Genomic DNA, 22,110 nt, shown 5'->3' with positions numbered 1-22,110 from the left:
TAAAATTGCTTATTATAATGGAATAAATCCCTTATAACCAAATTGGAATAACGACTGCTACTTCGCTTCTATATCCCACTGATTCACGTTGTTGAACGTGCCCAGATTCAGCGGCTTGCCTACGAGAACTTGCTTCGACACGACCTGCAATCGTTTCTCCGAATAGATAGCTAGAGTCGGAACCTCTTCATGCAGCACCTCTTGCAGCTGGTTATAAATCTCATGACGTTTCGCCTCGACAATTTCTTGCTCGCCTTGCTGGATCAGATCATCCACTAACGGATTGTTATATCGAATCACACTTTCGGGATCATTGCTTTTATAGGTGGTGAAATAGAGGCTGGGCTCGATATAATAATCTCTCGTAAAAATCGTAAGATCATGCTCGCCTTTCTCCACCTTATCAATTAATGTAGGGAAATCGAACTTCTGGACATCTACTTTGATCCCTACGGATTCTAAGTTTTGCACAAGAATATCTGCCGCCAGCTCCCGAACTTTATTCCCTACTGGAATTAAGAACTTAATTTTTCGATTGGGGTCCCAATTCGCTTCTTTCAGCAGCTGCTTCGCTTTCTCGGGATCATAATCATAATTTTTGATGTTTTTATTAAAGTAAGGATGCGAACTTGGAATGCCACCATCAATAATTTCAGCTTGACCCTTCAACAACTGCTCTACAATAAGCGGACGATTCAAGGCATGTGCAACCGCTTGACGAACTTTCGTATCGGATAGTTTCTCTGTATTGAAAAAGATTTCGGCTGGCTCCGATGCAGGAGCCGACGTTACATTGACATTATTAAAGCCTTTTACCTTGTCATAATCCGTAATAGGAACAAGGCCGACTGGCAAAGAATTCATCTGGATTTCTCCTGTTTGCAGCTGTGCGACAAGATTAGCCGCAGGGAGTACTTTTATGAATATGCTGTCTATCTTCGGCACATCGAGATAATAATTCGGATTTTTCGTCACCTCAACGAACTGGCCTTTCTCATAGTTTGCGAATTGATAGGGACCTATCGTGACCGACGGTTTTTGGAAATAATCATGTGTAGACAGCTGCTCGGGATTGGCATCTTTGAGAATATGCTCAGGCAAGAAATTAACCTTTACGCCAAACCGTTCTTTGAACACCAGCGGATCAATTGGCGTCTTGGTTCTGATCTCAAAGGTAGTGGGGTCGATAATTCGAAGGCCTGTAATTTCGGCTTGCCCTTCTTCCAGCTTACCCGCCTCATTCAATCCTTCTATGAAATTGAGCTTGAACGAAGTATCGACCTTTGGGTGAAGGGCAAGCTTGAGCGTGAACGCTACATCTGCTGTCGTAAAAGGAGTATTATCATTCCATTTGGCATTAGGCTTAAGCTTGATTTGGTAGGTCTGGTTATCCTTCGTCTCGATAGATTCTGCCAGCTTCGGCGAGAACTCAGCCGAATCTGTTACATCAAGAAGAGAATCATTGAGTAAGCTGATCGGAGCGAGGGATGCTGAATTATCTTGCGTATTAATCTGATTCAAGGTAACAGGAGCATTGACGATGCCAATGAATAACGTCTTTCTGGCTGGAGCATTGCTGGCGGGCTTCACCTCAGTAGAGGCTTTCGGGTCTTGCTGTTCTGTCTTCTCGGCATCTTTCTCATTCGCTTGGCTGCATGCCGTCAACAGCAGCATTAAGATCATTAAGAGGGACAAGCCTTGAAATTCCATTTTTCTTATCATTCGTTTCTCTCCCCGGGTCATTTTTTATCTATTACAAAACCAGTCGCTATACCTTGACTAGCTAGCCCTTGCATCGAGCGCATCCCTCAGGCCATCTCCTACAAAGTTAATGGCCAGCACTGTAATAAGAATGACGAAGCCAGCAGGCATCCAGAGCCATGGCTGTTCAGTCAGAACGGTTAAGGACTGCGCATCATTCAACATATTACCTAGGCTTGCCTGAGGAGATTTGACCCCCATTCCGAGAAAGCTCAGGCCCGCCTCGCTAAGAATCGTACTGGCAACGCCAAACGTAGCATTTACTACGATGGGCCCGAGCGCATTGGGCAGAATATGGCGCAGCAAAATCCGTGAGTCACTGTAGCCTAATGCAATGCCCGCCCGGATATAATCCATCTGCTTAATGGATAGAACACTTCCTCGAACGAGCATCGCAATCGTGGGCCATTTGAATAATGCGAGGACAATCATAATCGTTGTCATATTGGCACCGAGAACACTGATAATAACAAGAGCAACCATCATATAAGGAAAGCTAAGAAAAATATCTGTAATTCGCATCAGCATCATATCAAGCCATTTGCCATAATAGCCTGCCAGCATGCCAACGAATGTACCGAATCCGACATAGATTGCAACCGTAGCAAACCCAATCATGATTGACACCCTTGTTCCATAGATCAATCGGCTTAAGGCGTCCCTTCCCACTTGATCGGTCCCTAGCCAGTGAGAAAACGATGGTTTAGCTGAGAATATTTCAGTAACAGCATTCGGTGAATTCGGGGCTAGCCAAGGTGCCAAGGCTGCAATACTTAGGAGCAGCAAGGTCGTCACTAATCCCCACACGGCTAGCTTATGCTTGAAAAACTTACGTTTTAGCTGCCCCGTATAGCTTTCGATATTCCGTGCTGCTTGTTCATCCTCGCCGTTAATACCAGAAGAAGAGAGAGTGTTCCTCCTCCAGGGAAGCTCTGTAACAGACATATTCTCTCCCTCCTATCCGCTGTATCTAATACGTGGATCAGCAACTGAATACAAAATATCTGTGAGCAGATTCGTCAAGAGGATAACGCAGGCGGCTACCAGATTGAGCCCCATAAGAATGGGATAATCACGAGAGAGAATGGCCTCCATCGTAAGTTGGCCAATACCCGGCCATTGGAATACTTGCTCAATAATAATACTGCCGCCGAGCAGCAATGGAATTTCAGTCCCGATCACAGTAATAATCGGAATTAAAGCATTGCGGAGCGCATGCTTATTCGTCACTACAAATTCACTAAGACCCTTGGCTCGTGCCGTTCGCAAATAATCCTGATGGAGAACCTCTAGCATGCTGGCGCGGACATAACGAACCTTTTTACCGGCTATAGCTACACCAAGCACCAACACAGGAAGAATCATATGTAGGATGACGTCAATAGCACCGCCGCTGCCGCCCAGCGTCGACATTCCTCCTGTAGGAAGCCAGCTCAACTGAATTCCGACGATGTAGATCAATCCCAGCCCGAGGAAAAACGGCGGAATGGACGTTCCCAGAAAAGAGAGCCCTGTCATCACATAATCGAATTTTGTGTTCTGTTTGACAGCGCTGATGACCCCTATTGGAATAGCGATTAATAATCCCAGTACCAGAGATGAGCACGCTAGCAGCAAGGTGGGTCCAATTCGTTCCCCAATCAACTGTGACACGGGGGCGAAGCTGCTAAAGGAATAACCCCATTCCCCCTGCAAGAAGCCGCTGAGCCATTTCACGTACTGGATATGCAGCGGATCATTCAATCCCAGCAGCTCTTTCTTCAGCTCCAGCATTTCTTGAGGAATATTCGGATTAATCAACATATCGACGGGATTTCCCGGAGCCATATTAATAATGAGAAAGTTCAAGATCGTAATTCCGAAAAATACCGGAATGGCTATGAGCAGCCTTCGTATAATGTAATGCCTCATCTAACCTTCCTCACCTTCGTACTATTCAAGCGGATAGTGGCAGGCCACCGCATGATGATCTTCCGTAAGCTCAGGCTCCACTTGCCTACACAGCTGCTGTGCATAAGGACAGCGACTATGGAATCGGCAGCCGTTAAGCACCTGCCCCTGCCCCGGCACTTCACCATGTATGCTTATCGCCTTACGCAACGTACGAAGCGTCGGATCTGGCGGCGGATAGGCATTCAATAGCATTTGCGTATAAGGATGCTTGGGACTGCGGAATAAATTTGCTGTCTGAGCTTCCTCTACGATTCTGCCCAAATACATGACTGCGATTCTTGTACTTATCTGCTTCACGGCACCAATGCTATGGGCGATAAACAAATAAGTTAGCTTCAGCTCCTCCTGCAGATCCTGCAGCAGATTGAGTATTTGCGCTTGAATGGACACATCCAGTGCAGACACGGGCTCATCACATACAATCAGCCTTGGCCTGAGCGAGATTGCTCTAGCAATCCCTACCCGCTGCCGCTGCCCGCCAGAAAATTCATGCGGGTATCGGTTGCCCGCCGTTCGAGGCAGCCCTACCAGTTCAAGGAGCCGACCTACCTCACGCTGGACTTCGCTGCGCTCTGCCAGCTTATGAGCAATTAGCGGCTCTGCGAGTGTATCGTAGATTCGAAGCTTTGGATTAAGCGAGCTGTAAGGGTCCTGAAAAATCATTTGCATCCGTGTGCGTATAGGCTTTAACTGTCGCTTGGTATAGCTTGTAATCTCTTCATCCTCAAATACGATACGCCCAGAATGCGGACGTTCTAAGCCCACTATAGTTCGTCCAATCGTCGATTTGCCGCAGCCCGATTCACCAACGAGCCCAACCGTTTCACCCTCATACAAATTTAGGCTAACATCATCTACAGCCTTGATATGACTCTTTATAGGTGAGAGTACGCCGCTTCGTATAGGGTAATAAGTCTTTAATCGTTCCACCTGCATGAGCGGCTGCTTTGTCTGCCTGTCAGCTATCTTCTTCAGGAAGCTCATAGGCTGGCGCCCTGCAGCTGTTCTGCCCATGTTGTCCTTATTCCCGAAGGCAGCCAGCATCGCACATGATGATCGCCTTCTGCCGCTATTAGCCCCGGCTGTTCCTGCTCGCAGCGTTCTTCTGCATATGGACAGCGAGGATGAAAGCGACAACCTGCCGGCATCTGCTGTAAAGACGGAACCGAACCTCGGATAGCGAGCAAACGCTCCCTTTTATGCTGATCAAGACGTGGAATCGACTTCATTAATCCTTGTGTATAGGGATGCTGCGGCGCACGGAACAATGTGAATACATCTGCCATTTCAACGATTTGTCCTGCATACATGACGATCACTTTATCCGCCATTTCTGCTACGACGCCCAGATCATGAGTAACAAGCAGAATGGCTGCACCACTCTCCGCTTGCAATTGCCTCAGCAGCTCCAGAATTTGTGCCTGAATCGTAACATCAAGGGCCGTTGTCGGCTCATCCGCAATGAGCAGCTTAGGATTGCCTGCCAGCGCCATCGCAATCATGACCCGTTGTCGCATGCCGCCAGACAATGTATGAGGATATTCCTTCATGATTGCTTTCGGCCTAGGAATGCCAACCTTTCTTAACATATTTATAGAAGCTGCCTTCGCTTCCCTTGGGGACAGGCGAAGATGCAGACGAATCGATTCTTCCACCTGCTTACCGATCTGAAGAACTGGATTAAGAGATGTCATCGGTTCTTGAAAAATCATCGCGATCTCACTGCCTCGAAGCCTGCGAAGCTGTTCTTCCGAGCTAGCAGTCAATATAGATCCATTGAATCTGATTTCGCCTTGGCGAATTGATCCTTGCGCTCCAAGCAGGCCTATTATGGCTAATGACGTCACGCTTTTCCCACAGCCTGATTCACCGACAATAGCCGTACTCTCTCCTTGCTTTAATTCAAAACTCACATCATCAACCGCAATCTGATCACCCTGATCGGTTCGAAAGGCGATCTGCAAGCGATCGACCTCGAGCAGCTGCTCCACTTATGCTCACCTCCTTTTACAAGGGATTAATCTCTTTCATTTACTAATTCTTATAATTCCAATGTGCTTTCTTATCTTTTTTCTATACTCAGCATACCGAAATCTGAAAAGTTTGAATAATAGAATAAATCTATTCATTAATAGATTATTATTTGCGCGGCATGCAAATTGGGTGGGAAAGATCAAATAGAATTGGACGGTTACAACGGAAGATGAACAATGTACGATACAAGTATTCAAGAACAGAGAGGATGATGAGCGATGATTACGATTTCACTCATAACTTTAAGCGCATGCTTCGTTTGCGGCATCATTTATATTTTATGGGCTGGCGCAGGTGTGGTCAGAGATGACAATGTTCTGCAGGACCAAATGCTAGAGCGTATACGAAAATATAACTAAACGAACATAAGCAGGCCGGAGCTTATCTATTACGAGATTTATAGAGGAAATTAACATTAACTAAACGAGGCTGAGCCAAGCACAGGAAATATCCTACTGCTTGGCTCAGCCTCTTTATTCTTAGAATTTGATTTACATAGCTAGGCAAAAAACATAATATAGAATTAAAGGATACGAACACGTATTCCCCAGGAAATATTCCGATAAATGACCCTAAGGAACGGAGGAAATTTCATGGAAGCTGCTGTTGTAACCTTGCCACTTTTCTATGTTGTAGGCTATAGAATGGAAGCAACCATTACTCAATTTGAGGCTGGTCTTGGCAAGGATGCCTTTCGCACATTAGTTGAAAAAAAGAACGATATTCCTTACAGGGACAATGAGAATGTCCTATTAATCCAGATCTATCCCATGATAGAAGATTTCAATCCCAAGGTGGACCCATTCACTAATATTGTTTGTTATGCAGTAACTAATCAAGGTGAAGTGCCAGCCGGTATGATCCGTCATACGATCACGGAGAGCAAGTATGTCACTTTTACGCACAAGGGGTTGGAAGCAGAGCTTTAGTCATTCCTATGATTATTTATATGGGCAGTGGATGAACGAGACTGGGAATGAGCCGAAGGATTATGATTTTGAAATTTGGGATGAACGATATAATCCGGACAGTCCCGACAATGAGATTGATTTATTCGTGGCATTGAAGTAATGCGATGCGATACTCCTCTATAACAATAGAATGGATAGCGATGTCAGATATTCTCTGAACCGCTATCCATTCTTCATCTTACTCATTTATTTAGGATCTCTATTGCCGTCATCATGGTCTTCCCAACGTCTTGAATAAGCTTTGTTCGTAATCCAGAACGTTATCCATGACAGAATAATGACGATAATGATTGAGGCAACCCATACCCCCATAGGCACTTGCATGTCATTCCCCCCTTTTCTTTCTTACGATATCCTGCTTCTGATCATTAACCGTTAATTGAAAAATATCTGGACGGCTGTAATGCCCCACCACGTCAAAATCATATCGACTTTGTCTAACCTGGCTAAGATCCAGCGTCGCGATTAAAATTCCCTCTTCGTCATACAAAGGCTCCAAGACATAGTCGCCAAGAGGTCCCACAATCGCACTGCCTCCTCTGCTAAGTATGTCCGCATCCGTTTGAATATCCTCATAATAAGCCAAGTCCTCTGGATAGGAGGCTTTTGTTACAAATTGATTTGAGGAAATCACATAGCAGCGCCCTTCACAGGCGATATGGCGTATCGTAGACTGCCATGTATCCCGAGCATCTGCCGTAGGTGCAATGTATATATCAATGCCTTGAGCATACATAGCCATTCGAGCAAGCGGCATGTAGTTTTCCCAGCAGATTAAGCCGCCTATTCTACCGAACGGAGTATCAATAACAGTAAGTGTGCTTCCATCGCCCTGTCCCCATAAGAGACGTTCAGAGCCCGTAGGAACAAGCTTCCGATGCTTGCCCAAATATTGTCCATCTGGACCGATATAGACTATGGAGTTGAATAAGGTGCCACTGCTGAAGTCCTGGTCCCGCTCAACTACCCCAATAACCAGATACACGCCCAGTTCCTTAGCCAGCTCCCCGAATAGATCGGTCTCTGTACCCGGCAGTTCAATAGAGCTCTTCCAATAGCGCTCCCAATCTTTTCTTCCTTCAGCTGTACGGCTGCCGACACGCGTACCGAAGCTAAGGCATCTTGGATAACCCGGCAGAAAAACCTCCGGGAACACGATGAGTTTGGCTCCTCGTCCCGCCGCTTCCTTCGACATGCTTATAATTTTATCAATTGCGGATTGCTTATCAAATAAAATAGGTGCCGACTGGACAACAGCTATTTTCACAAAATCATTGGACATATCACGTCTCTCCTTTATAAGGCTTAGCGATATCTATGTTGACCTATATAATAAAAGAAAAACTATAAAAACAAACCATCCAAAAGTGGTTTATTTGGAACCATCCAATTATGCTTATCCTGATTTCATTTTTGAAAATCAATGGTATGATTAAGACCATTAGGCTTGTTCAATCTAACAAAGGAGGGGAAATGATGTGGAAGCCCGATCGCCAAAGCAAAAAGCCATTATATGAACAGATTGCCGACCATCTCGAACAACGAATTTCATACGGAGAATTCCCTCCAGGCAGCCTGCTTCCATCCGAGAGAAAACTAGCCGAACAATTGAGCGTCAATAGAAGCACCGTGATATTGGCTTTTTCAGAGCTTCGCTCTCTAGGGATCATAGAAAGCAAAACAGGCAGCGGAACGAGAGTAAGTAAATTTAAGTGGGGCGCTACTCCCAAGCATACACCGAATTGGAGCCGTTATGCAGAAGGAGGCAGCTTCCTGCCCAACCTGCCTTTTTTGCGGCGTATACGAGAAGCGCTCATGCAGAATCCAGCGTTAATTGATTTCGCAAGCGGCGAACTGTCGCCCGACTTGGCTCCAATGGACGAGATTGCTGCTCTCCTGAGGGAGCATCATTACACCTCTTATTTGGGCTATGATAATCCACAAGGGTCTATTCCATTAAGACAAGCCTTAGTTTCTTATCTTGGCAACTATCGCGGAATACAAACGACAGATTCATCCATACTAATTACGTCCGGCTCGCAGCAATCCTTGTTTCTAATTACACAATGTCTGCTGTCTCCGGGAGACGCAGTTGCCATTGAAGACCCTTCTTACAACTACTCGCTCCCTATGTTTCAATCGGCAGGACTTCGGTTATTCCGGCTTCCCGTAGATGACAAAGGAGTCCGTCCTGAGGATATTCGTACCTTATATAAAAAAAACCGCATCAAAATGCTGTTAATTAATCCGAATTTCCAGAACCCCACAGGGACGAGAATCGATGTTGAACGGCGTACCGAGTTGCTTAACGTCGCAAGCGAATTGGGACTTCCGATTGTCGAGGATGATCCGTTTAGTCTGACCGCTTATGAGGATACACCCCCTCTGCCGCTCAAATCATCAGATACGACTGGATCAGTTCTCTATATAGGTTCATTCTCTAAGATCGCTGCTTCAGGCCTGCGAATTGGCTGGATGGTCGGACCTCATGCGATCGTCGAGCGATTAGCCGATGCCCGCCAGCAAATGGACTTCGGGCTAAGCATTCTGCCGCAGCAGGTAGCTGCACAGTTTCTAGAATCCGCATACTTCGAGCCACATCTCGAACGATTGCGCATGCAGCTGCTCTTCAAACGTGATGTGCTCATTGAAGCACTGCAACAAGAATTGCCTGGTCTCGTCCAGTTCACGGCTCCACGAGGAGGCTTGCATCTATGGTGTAAGCTGATCCCCCAAGTCCATGATGGGAAGCTGCTGGAGGAATGTATTAAGAACGGGGTTATCTTCGTTCCTGGTAGTGTATACGGCTCAGATTCTGGCTATGTGCGCTTTACGTTTGCAAGGCCAAAAGCCGAGGATATCGCATTAGGAATTTCTCTATTTGCAAAGTCACTGCGTTCGCTGATGGAATAAGCTATTTGGGGCAACAAAAAAAACCGCGCATCGCGCGGTTCGTAGCTGAATCAAGCTCCTGTCGGCTTGGTTCAGTTATTGATCATATAACATACACTAGTTTGACCAGTATCATCGGTTACGCACACCGTCATACCGATCGCCTCTTTATCCCTGTTATTCAATATTCTAAGAGCCTTCAATTGATTCCAGTTCAAGCTCTCCATAATTTGTTCAATAGATAAAGGGCTGTCTGCTTCCTTAAGCAATTCATATACAATTCGTTCAAGCTCTTCTTGCTCTTGCTGCCGCAGCCTGCGTTCGATCTGCTGCTGATTCTCCTCAAAATTATCCATTCCAATCTCCCCTATAGAAACTATCTCATACCGAATATACAGGAAAGTTCTTCCTATACTCTATATTGTATCTTATAGTTTCGATAGATCATAATTAGAAATCGCTCATTCAACAAAGAACCTCCACGGTAAACCCGCCAGGAGCCTCCACATAGAAGGTCCACCCATGGAGCCTTTGCGGCGGCTTCACGGTAAACCCGTCTTCCTTCAGACGCTGATTAATTTCATTAACCCGCTCTTCGCTCTCCTGTATGAAGCCGATATGAAAGGTAGGTGGATAGCTCACTTCCTTCCCCTTCATCAGGGTAAGCACGAATCCATCCTCGTCAAATAATAGAGCGAATGAACTCCCGCGTGTATGCTCGGTTTGCATGCCAAAATATTTCTCCAAAAATTGTTGAGCTGCTGACACGTCGTTTACCGTAAGATTGAGATGGTTCAGTTTCACAGACATCACTCCCTTTTCTTTGTTCATATTCCTTGTATTACCTTTACTCTTCAATCATACCAAATTCATGCAAGTGATAAGCTTTACCGTGAATAGGAGCTGTATTCCATGAGCAAATCCGTCACTTAACTTGAACGTTAAAAAACAGACATCCCTCGCGCAACGAATGCTGCGAGATATGTCTGTTATAAGGATCGTTAGCCTTACTTCTGTCTCGATGAAATGATTCCTTTCGCCAGTTCCTCTAAGTCTCGACCTTGCAAAGCGCCAGCCACCAGTTCAGGAAGCCGATCTGGCGTACAGCCGAAGCAGGGAATCCCCAGACTGGAAAAACGCTTGGCAAGCTCAGTATCATAAGAAGGTTAAAGCTATATTTCGATGTCGGCTGCATACTGAGGAATTGTTTTTCGGAAATGCTTTTTAACTCACAATCGACAAACAGGTAAGGGAATAAAGCCAGCACACGAGCTGGATCTTCTCTAGTGAGGCCTTTTCCCTATTTAATGAGGCTCTTGTCGCTAAAAGCATTACTTTTTAAGCTTGATCGAGGATTAGCGTAGCTAAGGTTCCTAGTCGAGAAGCTTGGTTTTTCAATAGTGAACCCAGCTTCAGTGTTTTACTTTTCTCCTGGTATATAGTAGTCGACAACGTAATGTTATTCACTAATTAGCGGAGCATATCTCTTAATAGAAAAAAACCAATTCATCATTCGATACTATCAGATTAGTATAATGGAACAGAAATTGGCAATTCAACAGGAACGTAAAGAATAGGCTGTCTCTTCAAATGAACAGACCTGCATTTGAGACAGCCTCGTTCCAGCTTTCATGTAGCTTTTAAACGTTATGCTTGGACAGCTCTGCCGTCTGCTCTTCTCGTTCAAGAATTTGTTTTAATTGATGACGATGCTGTTTTTCTTTCCTTCGACGATCCTTATCTTCCGCTTGTAAGGCGATCAATAAAGAAGCACACATCCCGACCAGTATAATCGCAAAGGGTAATGCGGCGACAATCGAGGCTGATTGCAGCCCATTCAGGCCACCGCTAATCAACAGAACGATGGCTATCGCGGATTGCAGAATCCCCCACGTCATCTTCACTTTATTCTTAGGGTTCAGATCCCCCTTCGTTGTGAGCATGCCAAGCACAAAGGTCGCTGAATCTGCCGAAGTAACGAAGAACACAATAATGAGCAGGGTCACGAGACCGGCGATGATCGTCCCCAAGGGCAGCTGCTCAACGGTTAAGAAGAGCGCTGTCGTTACATCATTTTGTACAGCCTCTGCCAAGTTCAGTCCGCCGAACAGTTCAAGCTGCATCCCTGTTCCACCGAATACCGAGAACCAGATAAAGCCGAATAGGCTCGGGACAAGCAGCACACCCAGCACAAACTCCTTGATTGTCCTCCCTTTCGATACTCTGGCGATAAAAGTACCGACGAACGGAGCCCAAGCAATCCACCACGCCCAGTAAAATAAGGTCCAGGTTCCCACCCAGGTTCCTTTGGAAAAGGGAGTCAGACTCAAACTCATATTAATCAGGTTTTGCAAATAGCTCCCCAGTGTCGTCGTGAAGGTATCCAATATAAAGGAAGTCGGACCCATTATCCATACAAAGAGCATAAGTATAACTGCCATAATCAAATTCAAATTGCTTAGCAGTTTAATCCCCTTATCTAGACCAGAGCTTGCCGACAGCATAAACATTACCGTCACGACACAAATAATAATAATCTGAACAATGGAGTTAAAGGGAAGTCCAAAGAGATGGGTCAGCCCTCCATTAATCTGAAGCGTTCCAAGTCCAAGTGATGTCGCGACTCCGAATACCGTTGCAATAACAGCTAGGATGTCTATCACTTTACCAACCACCCCTCTGGCAATTCGTTCACCAAGCAAGGGGATAAAAGTTAAACTAATTAATCCTTTATAGCCTTTGCGGAATTGAAAATAAGCGAGCGTTAACGAAATGACGGTATAGATTGCCCAAGGATGCAAGCCCCAGTGAAAAAAAGAGTAGCGCATCGCAAGCCGCGCAGCCTCAGCTGTACCGCCTTCTGCACCCTCCGGTGGAAGCAAATAATGGGACAGTGGCTCAGCTACACCCCAGAATACAAGGCCGATCCCCATTCCCGCGCTGAACAGCATGGAGAACCATGACAGGTTGGAATATTCAGGCTCATCATCATCATCTCCAAGGCGTATATTGCCATATTTGCCGAAGGCCAGGTATAAGGAGAAGACAAGAGCAAATAGAGTAGCCATCAAATAAAACCAGCCGAAATTTTTAATTGAAGAATGAAAAGCTTGATCTGCAATGCTTGAGAACTGCTCTGGGGCAATAGCTCCCCACATGACAATAAGTATGACAACTACAATCGTTATTGCAAAAACCATGCGGCTCCTCCATCCAGACCATTTATTCGCGTTGGGATTCCATAGTTATCATTTTGTGTTGTTACTTTCTCTGTTATGCAGAATAAGACAAGAGTTTAATTATAGCGTCTTCGAAAACACGTCCAGACACAACAAACCGGTATCTCCGAGAGATACCGGTTTGTTGTGTCTGGCAAGTTGCTGCTGTAAGTCATGGTTTATTTCAAAATAGTTGTAATTTGCTTATGCATAAATTCCGCCATCAGACGATGTCCTTCTTCATTAAGATGCATATAATCAATCTGATTCATTGGGACATGCCCGTGCGCGTCAGCAAAGTGAATCCCGGAGTTAGCAAAAAGCTGTTTAAGATGTCCCGCGAGCTCTGCGGATTTGGCGCTGCAGCCGTTCCCCATTGATTTGCCGACATCGGTATTTGTATATTCTTCTCCTATATGAGCAGGAGCGACAACGAGAACCTCCGGCGCCTTTCCGTTGATACCGGCTGCAACTCCTTTTGCCTTTGTAGCCAATCTAACGATGCCTTGTGCAATATTATAGGAGGTTAAGCCGAAGCGTTCTTTCGTATCATTCGTACCGAGCATAATCACAACAAGCTCTAGCGGCGAATGTGACATGAGACAAGGATAAATATAGGAAATACCCGACAAGCCTTCGAATAGCGGGTCCTCGCACACACTTGTTCTCCCGCTCAGGCCTTCTTCTATTACTCGAAAAGAATCATCAAGCAGCGTGCCAAGCAAGCCTGTCCATCTTGTCTGTTCGTCAAATCGTTGACCCCTTTGCGCATCGTAGCCCCATGTATTGGAGTCTCCGAAGCAGACAATTGTTCGTTTCATCCTAACCACCCTTTATTAGAAATGATGGACTTCTTATAAGTCCTCTGCCTCTGTTTTACCATACTCAAATTCAGTGCTTTTGTCGATCCAAGTGATAGTCATTTTACAAATAATTAGAATTGTCGCCGAGAAGTTTCTAGACTAGTCCTATTTCACTACATAATATGGTAAAATAGGTGCAGTTTTGAGCTTTTCCTCTACTTATGCAAGCCATCAAGAAGGACTTTAAGAAGGAGCATCAGCATATGCAGCTACTCTATCTGTGGACCGAACACCACAAACAAATTTTCCAATCACAAGAGTTTAACTTCGGAGGGCCTTTCCGCCTGCACTACGAACCGGATTCAGGCAAGTTAACCGTTAAGCGCTCGCCGTTCCATATCAATGATTTCTTTACCTCTCCTGAAGTTGAAGAGACTGTCACCTCTAAGATCTCGAATATAACCGCCATTATTGGTGAGAATGGAACGGGTAAATCCAGCTTGCTCGAATATATTATGTCGATTCTCACTTCTGATCAGAATAGCGAGCAATCGAACATCAGAACTATTTTCGCACTATTGCAAAAAAAAGAGGACGGAACCGATTATATCACGCTGTTTTATTCCTCTTCTCTAGCTCTTGATCTTGAGCATTCTGATAACATTACAGTTGAGCCAAGATCGCTTGAAGCTTCCGGATCGTTCAATATTCCGAAGATTTATTTGTCCAATGTATGTGATTCCAAGCGCATACCCGCATCCCATTGGACAATGAATGTTTCTACGAATCACTTAATGGGCAACTTTCTTCAAGCGGAGGATGATGCGGAACGTCGTAACCTGGACGATTATTATCTGGAAGAGACTGAGCAGCAAATACGTTTTATTAAAAGTCGTTCAGGCCAGCGTAAAAATCGAATCCAGTTCAAGCTGCCCGATTCAATTACGGTTATGCCAGTGCCTTCTGAGCTCCCTCTCTCGCTTCCTGTGAGGAAGAAAAGTCTTTTTGTTATCTATGTGAACTTCTATATTAAGCTTCTTTCCGATTCTAAGAAATTACATGAATCGAAATATCTATTAATTAAGCGTATTCTAGAGCATTTAACTATCGAATCACACTTTGGTATACGGAGAAAAAGAAACGGACTTCTCGATGCAATAATGCTAGAAGTAAATTCACTGTATCCTGAATCCGATGCTAATAATCTGCAATCATTAATAGAGGGGCTACTGCATCTCGCAAGCCTGTTACAAACAAAAGTTATTAAGAATGATTCTTTTCTGCGAGTTCTTCAGCACAGTACCCGATTAATTGAATTGATTTCAACTCTTGAACCAGAATCATCCCTTGATACTTTAATAGAGCTTCCTTTGGATGATTCCCGAAATACGCTGGATCAATTTTTGGATGCATATCATCGCTCAACAAGCCATGATCGTTATTTGCAGTTCAAGTGGCGCAGTCTTAGCTCAGGTGAGGTCGCTCTGCTTAATCTGTTCTCGAGGCTTTATAGAACGAGGGCTTTTATAAATAACTCATCCAAAGCAGCGCATAAACACATCCTTCTGCTTATCGATGAAGGCGAGACCTATTTCCATCCGCAATGGCAAAAGCAACTAATAAGCAATCTGGTCGATTACTTGCCTGAGCTATTTGAGAATAAGAGCATTCAAGTGATCATGACATCCAACTCGCCATTTATTGCATCGGATTTGCCAAAAACTAATGTTATTTTTCTGAAAAAAATAAATAATCGCACGATGAGCCTTAGCGAATTGGAAGACCAGCACCAGACCTTCGCAGCGAACATTAACACTTTGCTGGCTCACTCCTTTTTCATGCAGGACGGATTAATGGGGACCTTCGCTAGGCAAAAAATCAATGAAATCATCGATTTGCTTATGAACAAGGACCGTGAAGAAATCATTAGACGCAAACAAGAAATAGAGTCCGTCATCTCGATCATAGGCGAGCCATTAATCCGAAACAAACTGACGCAATTATTTCAGGAAAAACTCGTCTTTAATTTGCTGTCACTGGAGGAACGAGTGTCATGGCTGGAAGACCAGCTTGCGATGCTTAAAGGAGGCCGTTCATGATACGGATTCATCACCCGCGACTTGACGAATGGGCTCGTTCGCTCTATGAGGATTATTTTGTGAAAGAAGGCTATAGAGACTTACTGCGGAAGTGCAGCGAGGAGACGTTCTGGAATGTGGATCAGCAAGAGTTCTTGCATGTCCTCCTTGCCAATTGCGAAACGATCATTTCAGGCCGCCCTTCCCTTTTGGCTGAATTAAAAGACAGGATCGAATCAACATACAAAGAGAGTCGGCGCGTATTTGACGTTACAATAAATCCCAAGACGAAAATATGCTACTTAAGAACAGCATTACAGCAAATATTTAATTATAACAAATTCACCAAACAGTATAATTCATCCCATTGGGGGGCCTACTTTTTAGCAGAGAAGCTGCAGGTGGCTGTTTGCCCATACTGCAACCGTCAATTTACGACTACCTATCATTCAGACTCGGGACGAACCCGTCCTCAGCTGGACCATTTTTTCGATAAGGCTACTTATCCGTATTTCGCCGTGTCTTTCTTTAATTTAATTCCGTCCTGTTATGTCTGTAATTCCAATCTCAAGGGCACTAAAGCATTCTCATTAGACACTCACCTACATCCTTATGAGACAGGGTTCGAAGGCTACCGAAGGTTTGCAGTAAAGTTTGAAAAAGGAGAAGATATTGATTATGTAGGCATATTTGAAGGTAACGTTGAAGGCTTTACCATCGAGTTCGCAGACAATCCTTTGATCGACACCGATCACCCTTTTTGGGAAAAAGCACGAGGCAACAGCGAGGTATTCAAGCTTCTAGAGATGTATAACACGCACAAAGATTATGCGGCAGACCTTATTCTAAAGTCCAGAATCTATAACAAAGATCAAGTTCAACACTTAATGCAAGCTTTCCCTGATTTGTTCCAGAATGAGTCTGAAGTCATCAGGCTCGCTGCGGGAGCACCTGTTAGTGACGATGATTTATCGAAACGTACGCTCTCCAAATTTACACAAGATTTACTTATTGATCTCAAGATGATGTATTAAATGATTCTAGCGCTCTATTTTCACAAAACAATATTTGTGTATTATTTACAATTGTTTTTTCTTCATATAAGATAATCCCAGTATAAAAATACCAAATTGAAAGGAAAGTGGTAAGTTATGAAACAAAAAGCGCTCTCGATTCTATTACTCTGTTGTATTGTATTTGCTATGGTGCCGATGATGGCAGCCTCAGCAGCAAGCTCAGCCCAACGCCCTTCTTGCGGACTTAGCAGAACGGTTACTGGCGAGGGTACATTGGTGGTCACCGTTCAAGCGACAGGCAGCTCTGCTTGGTGGAACCTTACTATTTCCGGTAACGGGCAAACGCTCTACAACCAAGATTATGGCAATAACGTATCTTTGGCGAATTTGCCCAATGGCGATTATACCGTCAGCGTTGTATGTTCCCCTTTCACTCAATCGCTAGATGTTACAGCTGCTTTTCAATAATAGTACTCTTGGCATGCAACCCTTAGCATGAATTAGCAAGAGACTGCCAACATTGTTGGCAGTCTCTTGTCATTAAAAATCATACTCCGCATCTTTCGCCTGACGAATGCTCGCATAAGCCTCTACAAGAACGACAGTATCTTCTACTAATCGCTCCATACGGAAATGAATAGCATCATTTATAATTTCTTTTCTGAGGAAATCCTTCTCTTCAATAAATACGTAGGTCGGGACAATATGTGCCTTCATATACGACAATATCGGTTTTAATTGCTGTTCTACCATTAAATAATGCTTGGCTGTCCCCGCAGTCACAACGACGCTAACAACCTTATCCCGGAAAGCATTGACTGGCAATAGGTCAAAAATATTTTTCAATGTAGCTGGAATAGAAGCTTGGAACGTTGGCGTTCCAATAATAAGGGCATCAGCCGCCATGATCGTTTCCGTTACATACTTCGTATCCCCTTCATAATCTGTATATATCCGTCCATCACTGAATACCATGTCGTATTCAGCAAGATCTAATAAGGTAAACTCTGCTTGTGGATATTTTTCGTTAACCAGCTTCGCAATAGCGTCCATCGCGGTTCGCGTCTTTGAGCCCACATTTGAGCCTGCGATTCCAACTATTCTCATCTTGATCACTCCTTCTTATTTGGCGGTATGCTTCTTAATCGCCGGCATAATTTTCGTTGCGATCAGCTCGATATTTTTGGCAAGCTTGTCGAATGGGACACCGCCGAAATCAATTTGGGCCATAAAGCGCTGTTGACCATATAATTCGTACTGATATAGCATTTTTTCAATAATTTGCTCGGGGCTGCCAATCATTAATGCATCCCGGTAATCCGTTGATTGCGCGAATTGCTGCTTCGGATACCCTCCCCCACGCAATGCTTGCATACCAGAGTTCGCATGCGGATAATACTCACGTAGCGCATCCTGTGTAGTATCTGCGGTGTAAAATAAGCTTGTGGTTGCAATCGGTAAAGCCGCTGCTTCAAAACCGCTGGCCTCCGCCGCCTCACGATACATATCTACCGATATTTTGAAGCTGCTTGCTGGTCCGCCAAGAGTAGTCAGCATCATAGGCACACCTGCATGCCCGGCCTTTATCGCACTAGCAGGCGGTCCGCCTACTGCACGCCAGATTGGCAGATGACCATTCTTTGGCTGCGGAAGAATAGAAGCATTGTGCAGCGGCGCCCGGAACTGACCTTCCCAGGTTACACTTTGCTCCTGATTCAGCTTGATTAATAGCTCCAGCTTTTCCTCAAATAATTCTTCATAATCCCTTACATCATAGCCAAGCAGACTATATGCCCCGACTCGGGAACCACGTCCGGCGACTATTTCGGCACGGCCTCCTGAGATGAGATCCAGTGTCGCAAAATCTTCATATACACGGACCGGATCAGAAGTGCTTAGCACCGTCGCTGAACTGGCTATTTTAATATGGCTGGTTGCCTGTGCGATTGCTCCTAATATGACCGTGTGTGCTTGCGTTGTAAAATGTGTTTGATGGCTTTCACCAACGGCAAATACATCAAGACCTGCTTCATCAGCCAGCTTACTTGTCTCAATTAGCTCTCGAATACGCTGCTCTGCACTGATCATTACCCCTGTATGAGGATTAGGCAGATGATCTCCAATAGAATACAAGCCGAATTCAATCCCTTTAGTAGTATCTATACGATAATGTTCCATCGTTCATCTCTCCTTTATGTTTCAATCAATTGGCAATAATTTAGCTTCTATTTCTGCACGGCGTTCTTCTAAGAATGGCGGCAAATCCAATGCTTTTCCAAGATCAGCAACTGAAGAATCTACCGTGAACCCTGGGCCATCTGTTGCCATTTCAATTAAAATGCCGTTGGACTCACGGAAATATAAACTATGGAAGTAGTAACGATTGATAACCCCTGTCGATTGGAAGCCACGTTCCTTCACAACCTTATCCCAGTGGCGAAGCTTCTCTTCATCTCTAACACGTATAGCCAAATGATGAATACTTCCTCTTCCAGGCTTCTCACTTGGTCCCTCTTGCTGCTTAATAACAATCTCTCCGAAGGACTGTCCTTGCACAGCCTGATAAATAGCCTCTGTATCTGAAATAGTTACTTCTGTATAACCGAGCATGTCGCGCAGAGTAGCAGCTAGCCGATCCAAACGGCGTACGGTTATTTCAACCGTGCCCATTCCTAGAATGCGATGCTCCTGCTCTACTGAAGATTGCTCCCACCCAGCCCAATAATTCGGAATTTCCTCGCCGTTATTATTGAGAAGAATCATTCGCAAACCCTCGTGATCTTCAAAATGCAGGGCATCCTTACCCGCATATTGCGTAATATCACCATGCTGCACCTCTAGTGAAGCAAAGCGTTCTTTCCAATATAAGAGGCTCTCGAATGACGGAACAAGCAAGCCGATTTGTGTGATGGCATTCGTGCCTCGAACCGTTCCTCCTGCTGTTGGCATTTCAAAAAAGGATAGCTCCGTTCCTGCACTGCCCGTCAAATCCCCGTAGAATAAGTGATACATAGCAGGATTATCTTGATTGACGGTTTTTTTCACTCGACGAAGTCCTAATACGGTTTGGTAAAAATAATTATTCCTTTGCGCGTTTTTCGTTAGCATGGAGATGTGATGATGTCCCGGAATAGTTGGCATTTTGCTTCCTCCTTCATTACTTGACTAATCAATTGATATAGTAAAAAAAATTACTCAGGCGGTAATTCTTTTTTTTGGCTAGATTTATGAACCTTCGTCATTAATGTATATAGTGTTTTTTGTTCTTCCTCATTTAATACATCGTCAAAAAAAGAGGTTTGAAAAGCAAGCTGCTCCGGCATCGCGATCATTAGAATGGATTCAGCTTTTTCTGTTAGGCTGATCGTTTTCGATTTCCAGTCTTGCTTGCGCACAATATAGCCTTCTTTCTCAAGCCGTGCAAGCATTCGAGAAATTCCCCCTTGGGTAACCGTTACTTTCTCAGCTAGCTCCATCTGGGTAAGCGGCTGATACGTACGAATTTGCATAAGCACATCGAATTGAGCCGTCGTTAGATCAAATCGTTTCAAAAAATCATTGGACAGCTGGTTACTTTGGTTCGTGAAACGCATTAGACGTAACCAGATTAAAGAGCCTATCGTATTATTACGCATTTCCGTTTCCTCCCCTCGTTAACCTTGTTATCACTTTACTACGCAACTTATAAAATTGCAAGCGAAAATCCCCAGTAAACTAACCCAACGTTTTTCTTCATTAATAGTATTTTTGTATCGAACGATTATAACTAATTATTTGTTAGTTACTTGACAAAGAGAATAAAATTACATAAACTATAGATATCTCATATTTGAGATACTTTAAATTAAGGTAACTTGTTTTATTCTGCTTTTAGAAGATGAAGTTTAGAATAACCCGCCTTGCGCCGAGGTATGATAATACTACAGGTCCATGGGATTGGTTACAAACAACCATTATTGAGGAGGAACAAACAATGTCCAAATTAAATATCGGTATTATTTTAGGGAGTACTCGTCAAGGACGCCTAAGTCCACAAGTAGGTGAATGGGTTAAAAGTGTAGCTGATCAACGTGGAGACGCCAACTATGAGATCGTAGATATTGCAGACTTCAAGCTTCCGCTCTTGGGTGAAGAGGATGCTACGGAACAAGCGACGGCTTGGAATACTAAGCTTGCCAGCTTGGACGGCTTCGTATTCATCGTTCAAGAATATAATCACAGTATCTCCGCTTCATTGAAAAATGCTTTGGACTATGCCCGTGAAGCGTGGAATGATAAAGCAGCTGGTATTGTCAGCTATGGCTCTGTAGGCGGCGCTCGTGCAGCTGAGCATCTTCGCGGCATTTTGGGCGAGCTGTCTGTTGCCGATGTTCGTGTGCATCCAGCATTGTCACTATTCACTGATTTTGAGAACTTTACTGAATTTAAGCCAGCTGATCTGCATCTTACCAATGTGAATGGCATGCTTGATCAGGTCATCGCGTGGAGCGGTGCATTGAAAGTCTTACGCTAAATAGTAAAAACCCTCATCTCTTGTCATTAAGAGATGAGGGTTTTTATTTTCCTCCACTTGTGATTGCTCGCCTTATTGCGCGGTCCATCCGCCGTCAACTAATAGCAATGTACCTGTAACGAGATCTGATGCCGGCGAAGCCAGATAAATGACTGCTCCTGCCACATCTTCAATAGTTCCGATACGGCCTGCTGGAATACGCGATAATACCTGATCTCGGAATTCAGGTGTATCCAGTCTCTCAGCCGTACCCGGGGTATAAATAAATGTCGGGCCAACTGCGTTAATGCAGACACCGCGGCTAGACCACTCCAACGCCAATACCTTCGTCAACTGATTGACGCCTCCCTTGGAAGCACAATAAGCCACGCCCTCTGGTATGCCGACCACACTTACCTGAGAGCTCACATTCACAATCTTGCCATAGCCTTGCTCAAGCATAATGAGGCCAGCTGCCTGACAGCAAAAAAATACACCCTTCAAATTCACGTCGATCATTTCATCCCAATACTGCTCCGTAACTTCCTCTGCCAGCATGCCCTCTCCTACTCCAGCGTTGTTAACCAGAATATCAATTCGTCCATAATCCTGATGAATCTGCTGGAATACATTCCGAATCTGAGCTACATCTCGAACGTCAAGCTCGTAGGCCTTGGCCTCTCCGCCAGCCTCTGCAATTTCCTGCACCAATCCCTCAAGTGAAGCTTTACGACGTGCCGTTACCATCACTATGGCACCTGCATCCGCTAAAGCCTTGGCTAGTCCGTACCCAATTCCTTTACTTGCACCTGTAACAATAGTGATCTTTCCTTGAATACTGAAATTCGGCTGCATTCATCATTCCTCCATTCTCCTAATATAAAGCTGCGAT

The 22,110-nt window shown here is 44.6% G+C and carries 24 protein-coding genes; 8 read left to right on the top strand and 16 right to left on the bottom strand.

The window, feature by feature from the left end:
* Window positions 1-57 precede the first annotated feature (57 nt).
* From AC50YO_RS01520 to AC50YO_RS01500, 5 genes are read right to left on the bottom strand one after another with little or no spacing between them, the layout of a single operon-like run.
* Window positions 58-1,722, bottom strand: coding sequence for an ABC transporter substrate-binding protein (locus tag AC50YO_RS01520; RefSeq protein WP_494842391.1), 1,665 nt, complete (start codon window positions 1,720-1,722; stop codon window positions 58-60).
* Between the two features lie 57 nt (window positions 1,723-1,779).
* Window positions 1,780-2,706 carry an oligopeptide ABC transporter permease gene (gene opp4C / locus AC50YO_RS01515; RefSeq protein ID WP_494842389.1) on the bottom strand — a complete coding sequence of 309 codons (927 nt, stop codon included), beginning with the start codon at window positions 2,704-2,706 and terminating at the stop codon, window positions 1,780-1,782.
* Window positions 2,707-2,718: 12 nt separating this feature from the next.
* Complete coding sequence (locus tag AC50YO_RS01510; RefSeq protein ID WP_494842387.1) at window positions 2,719-3,672, bottom strand: ABC transporter permease; 954 nt, start codon at window positions 3,670-3,672, stop codon at window positions 2,719-2,721.
* 21 nt (window positions 3,673-3,693) lie between these two features.
* A complete protein-coding gene (locus AC50YO_RS01505; RefSeq protein ID WP_494843203.1) occupies window positions 3,694-4,698 on the bottom strand; it encodes an ABC transporter ATP-binding protein in 1,005 nt (334 codons plus the stop codon).
* Window positions 4,695-5,705, bottom strand: a complete 1,011-nt coding sequence (locus AC50YO_RS01500; protein WP_494842385.1) for an ABC transporter ATP-binding protein — start codon at window positions 5,703-5,705, stop codon at window positions 4,695-4,697. The genes AC50YO_RS01505 and AC50YO_RS01500 overlap by 4 nt, the downstream gene beginning before the upstream one ends.
* A gap of 261 nt (window positions 5,706-5,966) precedes the next feature.
* On the opposite strand from AC50YO_RS01500, the gene AC50YO_RS01495 reads away from it, so the two are divergent.
* The 3 genes from AC50YO_RS01495 to AC50YO_RS01485 all read left to right on the top strand — a co-directional run bounded on the left by AC50YO_RS01495 (window position 5,967) and on the right by AC50YO_RS01485 (window position 6,819).
* Window positions 5,967-6,107, top strand: coding sequence for a hypothetical protein (locus tag AC50YO_RS01495; protein WP_494842383.1), 141 nt, complete (start codon window positions 5,967-5,969; stop codon window positions 6,105-6,107).
* A 234-nt stretch (window positions 6,108-6,341) separates the two neighbouring features.
* Complete coding sequence (locus AC50YO_RS01490; protein WP_494842378.1) at window positions 6,342-6,677, top strand: GyrI-like domain-containing protein; 336 nt, start codon at window positions 6,342-6,344, stop codon at window positions 6,675-6,677.
* On the top strand, window positions 6,637-6,819 hold the full coding sequence (locus AC50YO_RS01485) for a hypothetical protein (protein ID WP_494843266.1): 183 nt from the start codon (window positions 6,637-6,639) through the stop codon (window positions 6,817-6,819). Before AC50YO_RS01490 ends, AC50YO_RS01485 begins: the two co-directional genes overlap by 41 nt.
* 86 nt (window positions 6,820-6,905) lie before the next feature.
* Here AC50YO_RS01485 and AC50YO_RS01480 read toward each other — a convergent pair whose 3' ends face one another.
* Complete coding sequence (locus AC50YO_RS01480; protein WP_494842375.1) at window positions 6,906-7,043, bottom strand: hypothetical protein; 138 nt, start codon at window positions 7,041-7,043, stop codon at window positions 6,906-6,908.
* 1 nt (window position 7,044) lies between these two features.
* On the bottom strand, window positions 7,045-8,001 hold the full coding sequence (locus AC50YO_RS01475) for a carbon-nitrogen hydrolase family protein (RefSeq protein WP_494842373.1): 957 nt from the start codon (window positions 7,999-8,001) through the stop codon (window positions 7,045-7,047).
* A 194-nt stretch (window positions 8,002-8,195) separates the two neighbouring features.
* Between AC50YO_RS01475 and pdxR the strand changes: the two genes are divergently transcribed.
* Window positions 8,196-9,632: a MocR-like pyridoxine biosynthesis transcription factor PdxR gene (pdxR, locus tag AC50YO_RS01470; protein WP_494842371.1), complete on the top strand. Its 1,437-nt coding sequence runs from the start codon at window positions 8,196-8,198 to the stop codon at window positions 9,630-9,632.
* Window positions 9,633-9,703: 71 nt separating this feature from the next.
* On the opposite strand, the gene AC50YO_RS01465 is transcribed toward pdxR, so the two are convergent.
* The 4 genes from AC50YO_RS01465 to AC50YO_RS01450 form a co-directional block, all read right to left on the bottom strand.
* Entirely contained in the window at window positions 9,704-9,967 is a 264-nt protein-coding gene (locus AC50YO_RS01465; protein ID WP_494842369.1) for a hypothetical protein, read from the bottom strand.
* Between the two features lie 109 nt (window positions 9,968-10,076).
* Window positions 10,077-10,415 carry a VOC family protein gene (locus AC50YO_RS01460; RefSeq protein ID WP_494843201.1) on the bottom strand — a complete coding sequence of 113 codons (339 nt, stop codon included), beginning with the start codon at window positions 10,413-10,415 and terminating at the stop codon, window positions 10,077-10,079.
* A gap of 836 nt (window positions 10,416-11,251) precedes the next feature.
* Window positions 11,252-12,811 (bottom strand): glycine betaine uptake BCCT transporter, encoded by a 1,560-nt coding sequence (locus AC50YO_RS01455; protein WP_494842367.1) that lies wholly within the window; start codon window positions 12,809-12,811, stop codon window positions 11,252-11,254.
* A 197-nt stretch (window positions 12,812-13,008) separates the two neighbouring features.
* The gene (locus tag AC50YO_RS01450) at window positions 13,009-13,650 is read right to left on the bottom strand and encodes an SGNH/GDSL hydrolase family protein (RefSeq protein WP_494842365.1); all 642 of its coding nucleotides are present in this window, start codon (window positions 13,648-13,650) and stop codon (window positions 13,009-13,011) included.
* A gap of 245 nt (window positions 13,651-13,895) precedes the next feature.
* Here AC50YO_RS01450 and AC50YO_RS01445 point away from each other — a divergent pair, with 245 nt between their 5' ends.
* From AC50YO_RS01445 to AC50YO_RS01435, 3 genes are all read left to right on the top strand, one after another.
* Entirely contained in the window at window positions 13,896-15,731 is a 1,836-nt protein-coding gene (locus tag AC50YO_RS01445) for an AAA family ATPase (protein ID WP_494842363.1), read from the top strand.
* Window positions 15,728-16,744 carry a hypothetical protein gene (locus tag AC50YO_RS01440; RefSeq protein ID WP_494842361.1) on the top strand — a complete coding sequence of 339 codons (1,017 nt, stop codon included), beginning with the start codon at window positions 15,728-15,730 and terminating at the stop codon, window positions 16,742-16,744. The genes AC50YO_RS01445 and AC50YO_RS01440 overlap by 4 nt, the downstream gene beginning before the upstream one ends.
* Window positions 16,745-16,861: 117 nt before the next feature.
* On the top strand, window positions 16,862-17,194 hold the full coding sequence (locus tag AC50YO_RS01435; RefSeq protein ID WP_494842359.1) for a hypothetical protein: 333 nt from the start codon (window positions 16,862-16,864) through the stop codon (window positions 17,192-17,194).
* Between the two features lie 72 nt (window positions 17,195-17,266).
* On the opposite strand, the gene AC50YO_RS01430 is transcribed toward AC50YO_RS01435, so the two are convergent.
* From AC50YO_RS01430 to AC50YO_RS01415, 4 genes are read right to left on the bottom strand one after another with little or no spacing between them, the layout of a single operon-like run.
* Window positions 17,267-17,833, bottom strand: coding sequence for an NADPH-dependent FMN reductase (locus AC50YO_RS01430; protein WP_494842357.1), 567 nt, complete (start codon window positions 17,831-17,833; stop codon window positions 17,267-17,269).
* A gap of 15 nt (window positions 17,834-17,848) precedes the next feature.
* Window positions 17,849-18,904, bottom strand: coding sequence for an LLM class flavin-dependent oxidoreductase (locus AC50YO_RS01425; RefSeq protein ID WP_494842355.1), 1,056 nt, complete (start codon window positions 18,902-18,904; stop codon window positions 17,849-17,851).
* Between the two features lie 21 nt (window positions 18,905-18,925).
* Window positions 18,926-19,867: a ring-cleaving dioxygenase gene (locus AC50YO_RS01420; RefSeq protein ID WP_494842353.1), complete on the bottom strand. Its 942-nt coding sequence runs from the start codon at window positions 19,865-19,867 to the stop codon at window positions 18,926-18,928.
* Between the two features lie 50 nt (window positions 19,868-19,917).
* Window positions 19,918-20,361 (bottom strand): MarR family winged helix-turn-helix transcriptional regulator, encoded by a 444-nt coding sequence (locus AC50YO_RS01415; protein WP_494842351.1) that lies wholly within the window; start codon window positions 20,359-20,361, stop codon window positions 19,918-19,920.
* Between the two features lie 338 nt (window positions 20,362-20,699).
* Here AC50YO_RS01415 and AC50YO_RS01410 point away from each other — a divergent pair, with 338 nt between their 5' ends.
* Window positions 20,700-21,239, top strand: a complete 540-nt coding sequence (locus tag AC50YO_RS01410; RefSeq protein WP_494842349.1) for an NADPH-dependent FMN reductase — start codon at window positions 20,700-20,702, stop codon at window positions 21,237-21,239.
* Window positions 21,240-21,311: 72 nt separating this feature from the next.
* Here the strand turns inward: AC50YO_RS01410 and AC50YO_RS01405 are convergent, their stop codons facing one another.
* Window positions 21,312-22,073 carry an SDR family NAD(P)-dependent oxidoreductase gene (locus AC50YO_RS01405; RefSeq protein ID WP_494842347.1) on the bottom strand — a complete coding sequence of 254 codons (762 nt, stop codon included), beginning with the start codon at window positions 22,071-22,073 and terminating at the stop codon, window positions 21,312-21,314.
* Window positions 22,074-22,110: the final 37 nt, after the last annotated feature.

The sequence above is a fragment of the Paenibacillus sp. J22P59 genome, assembly GCF_059383895.1.
The sequence above is the reverse complement of the archived record's forward strand: the minus strand, read 5'-3'. Positions and strand labels throughout refer to the sequence as shown.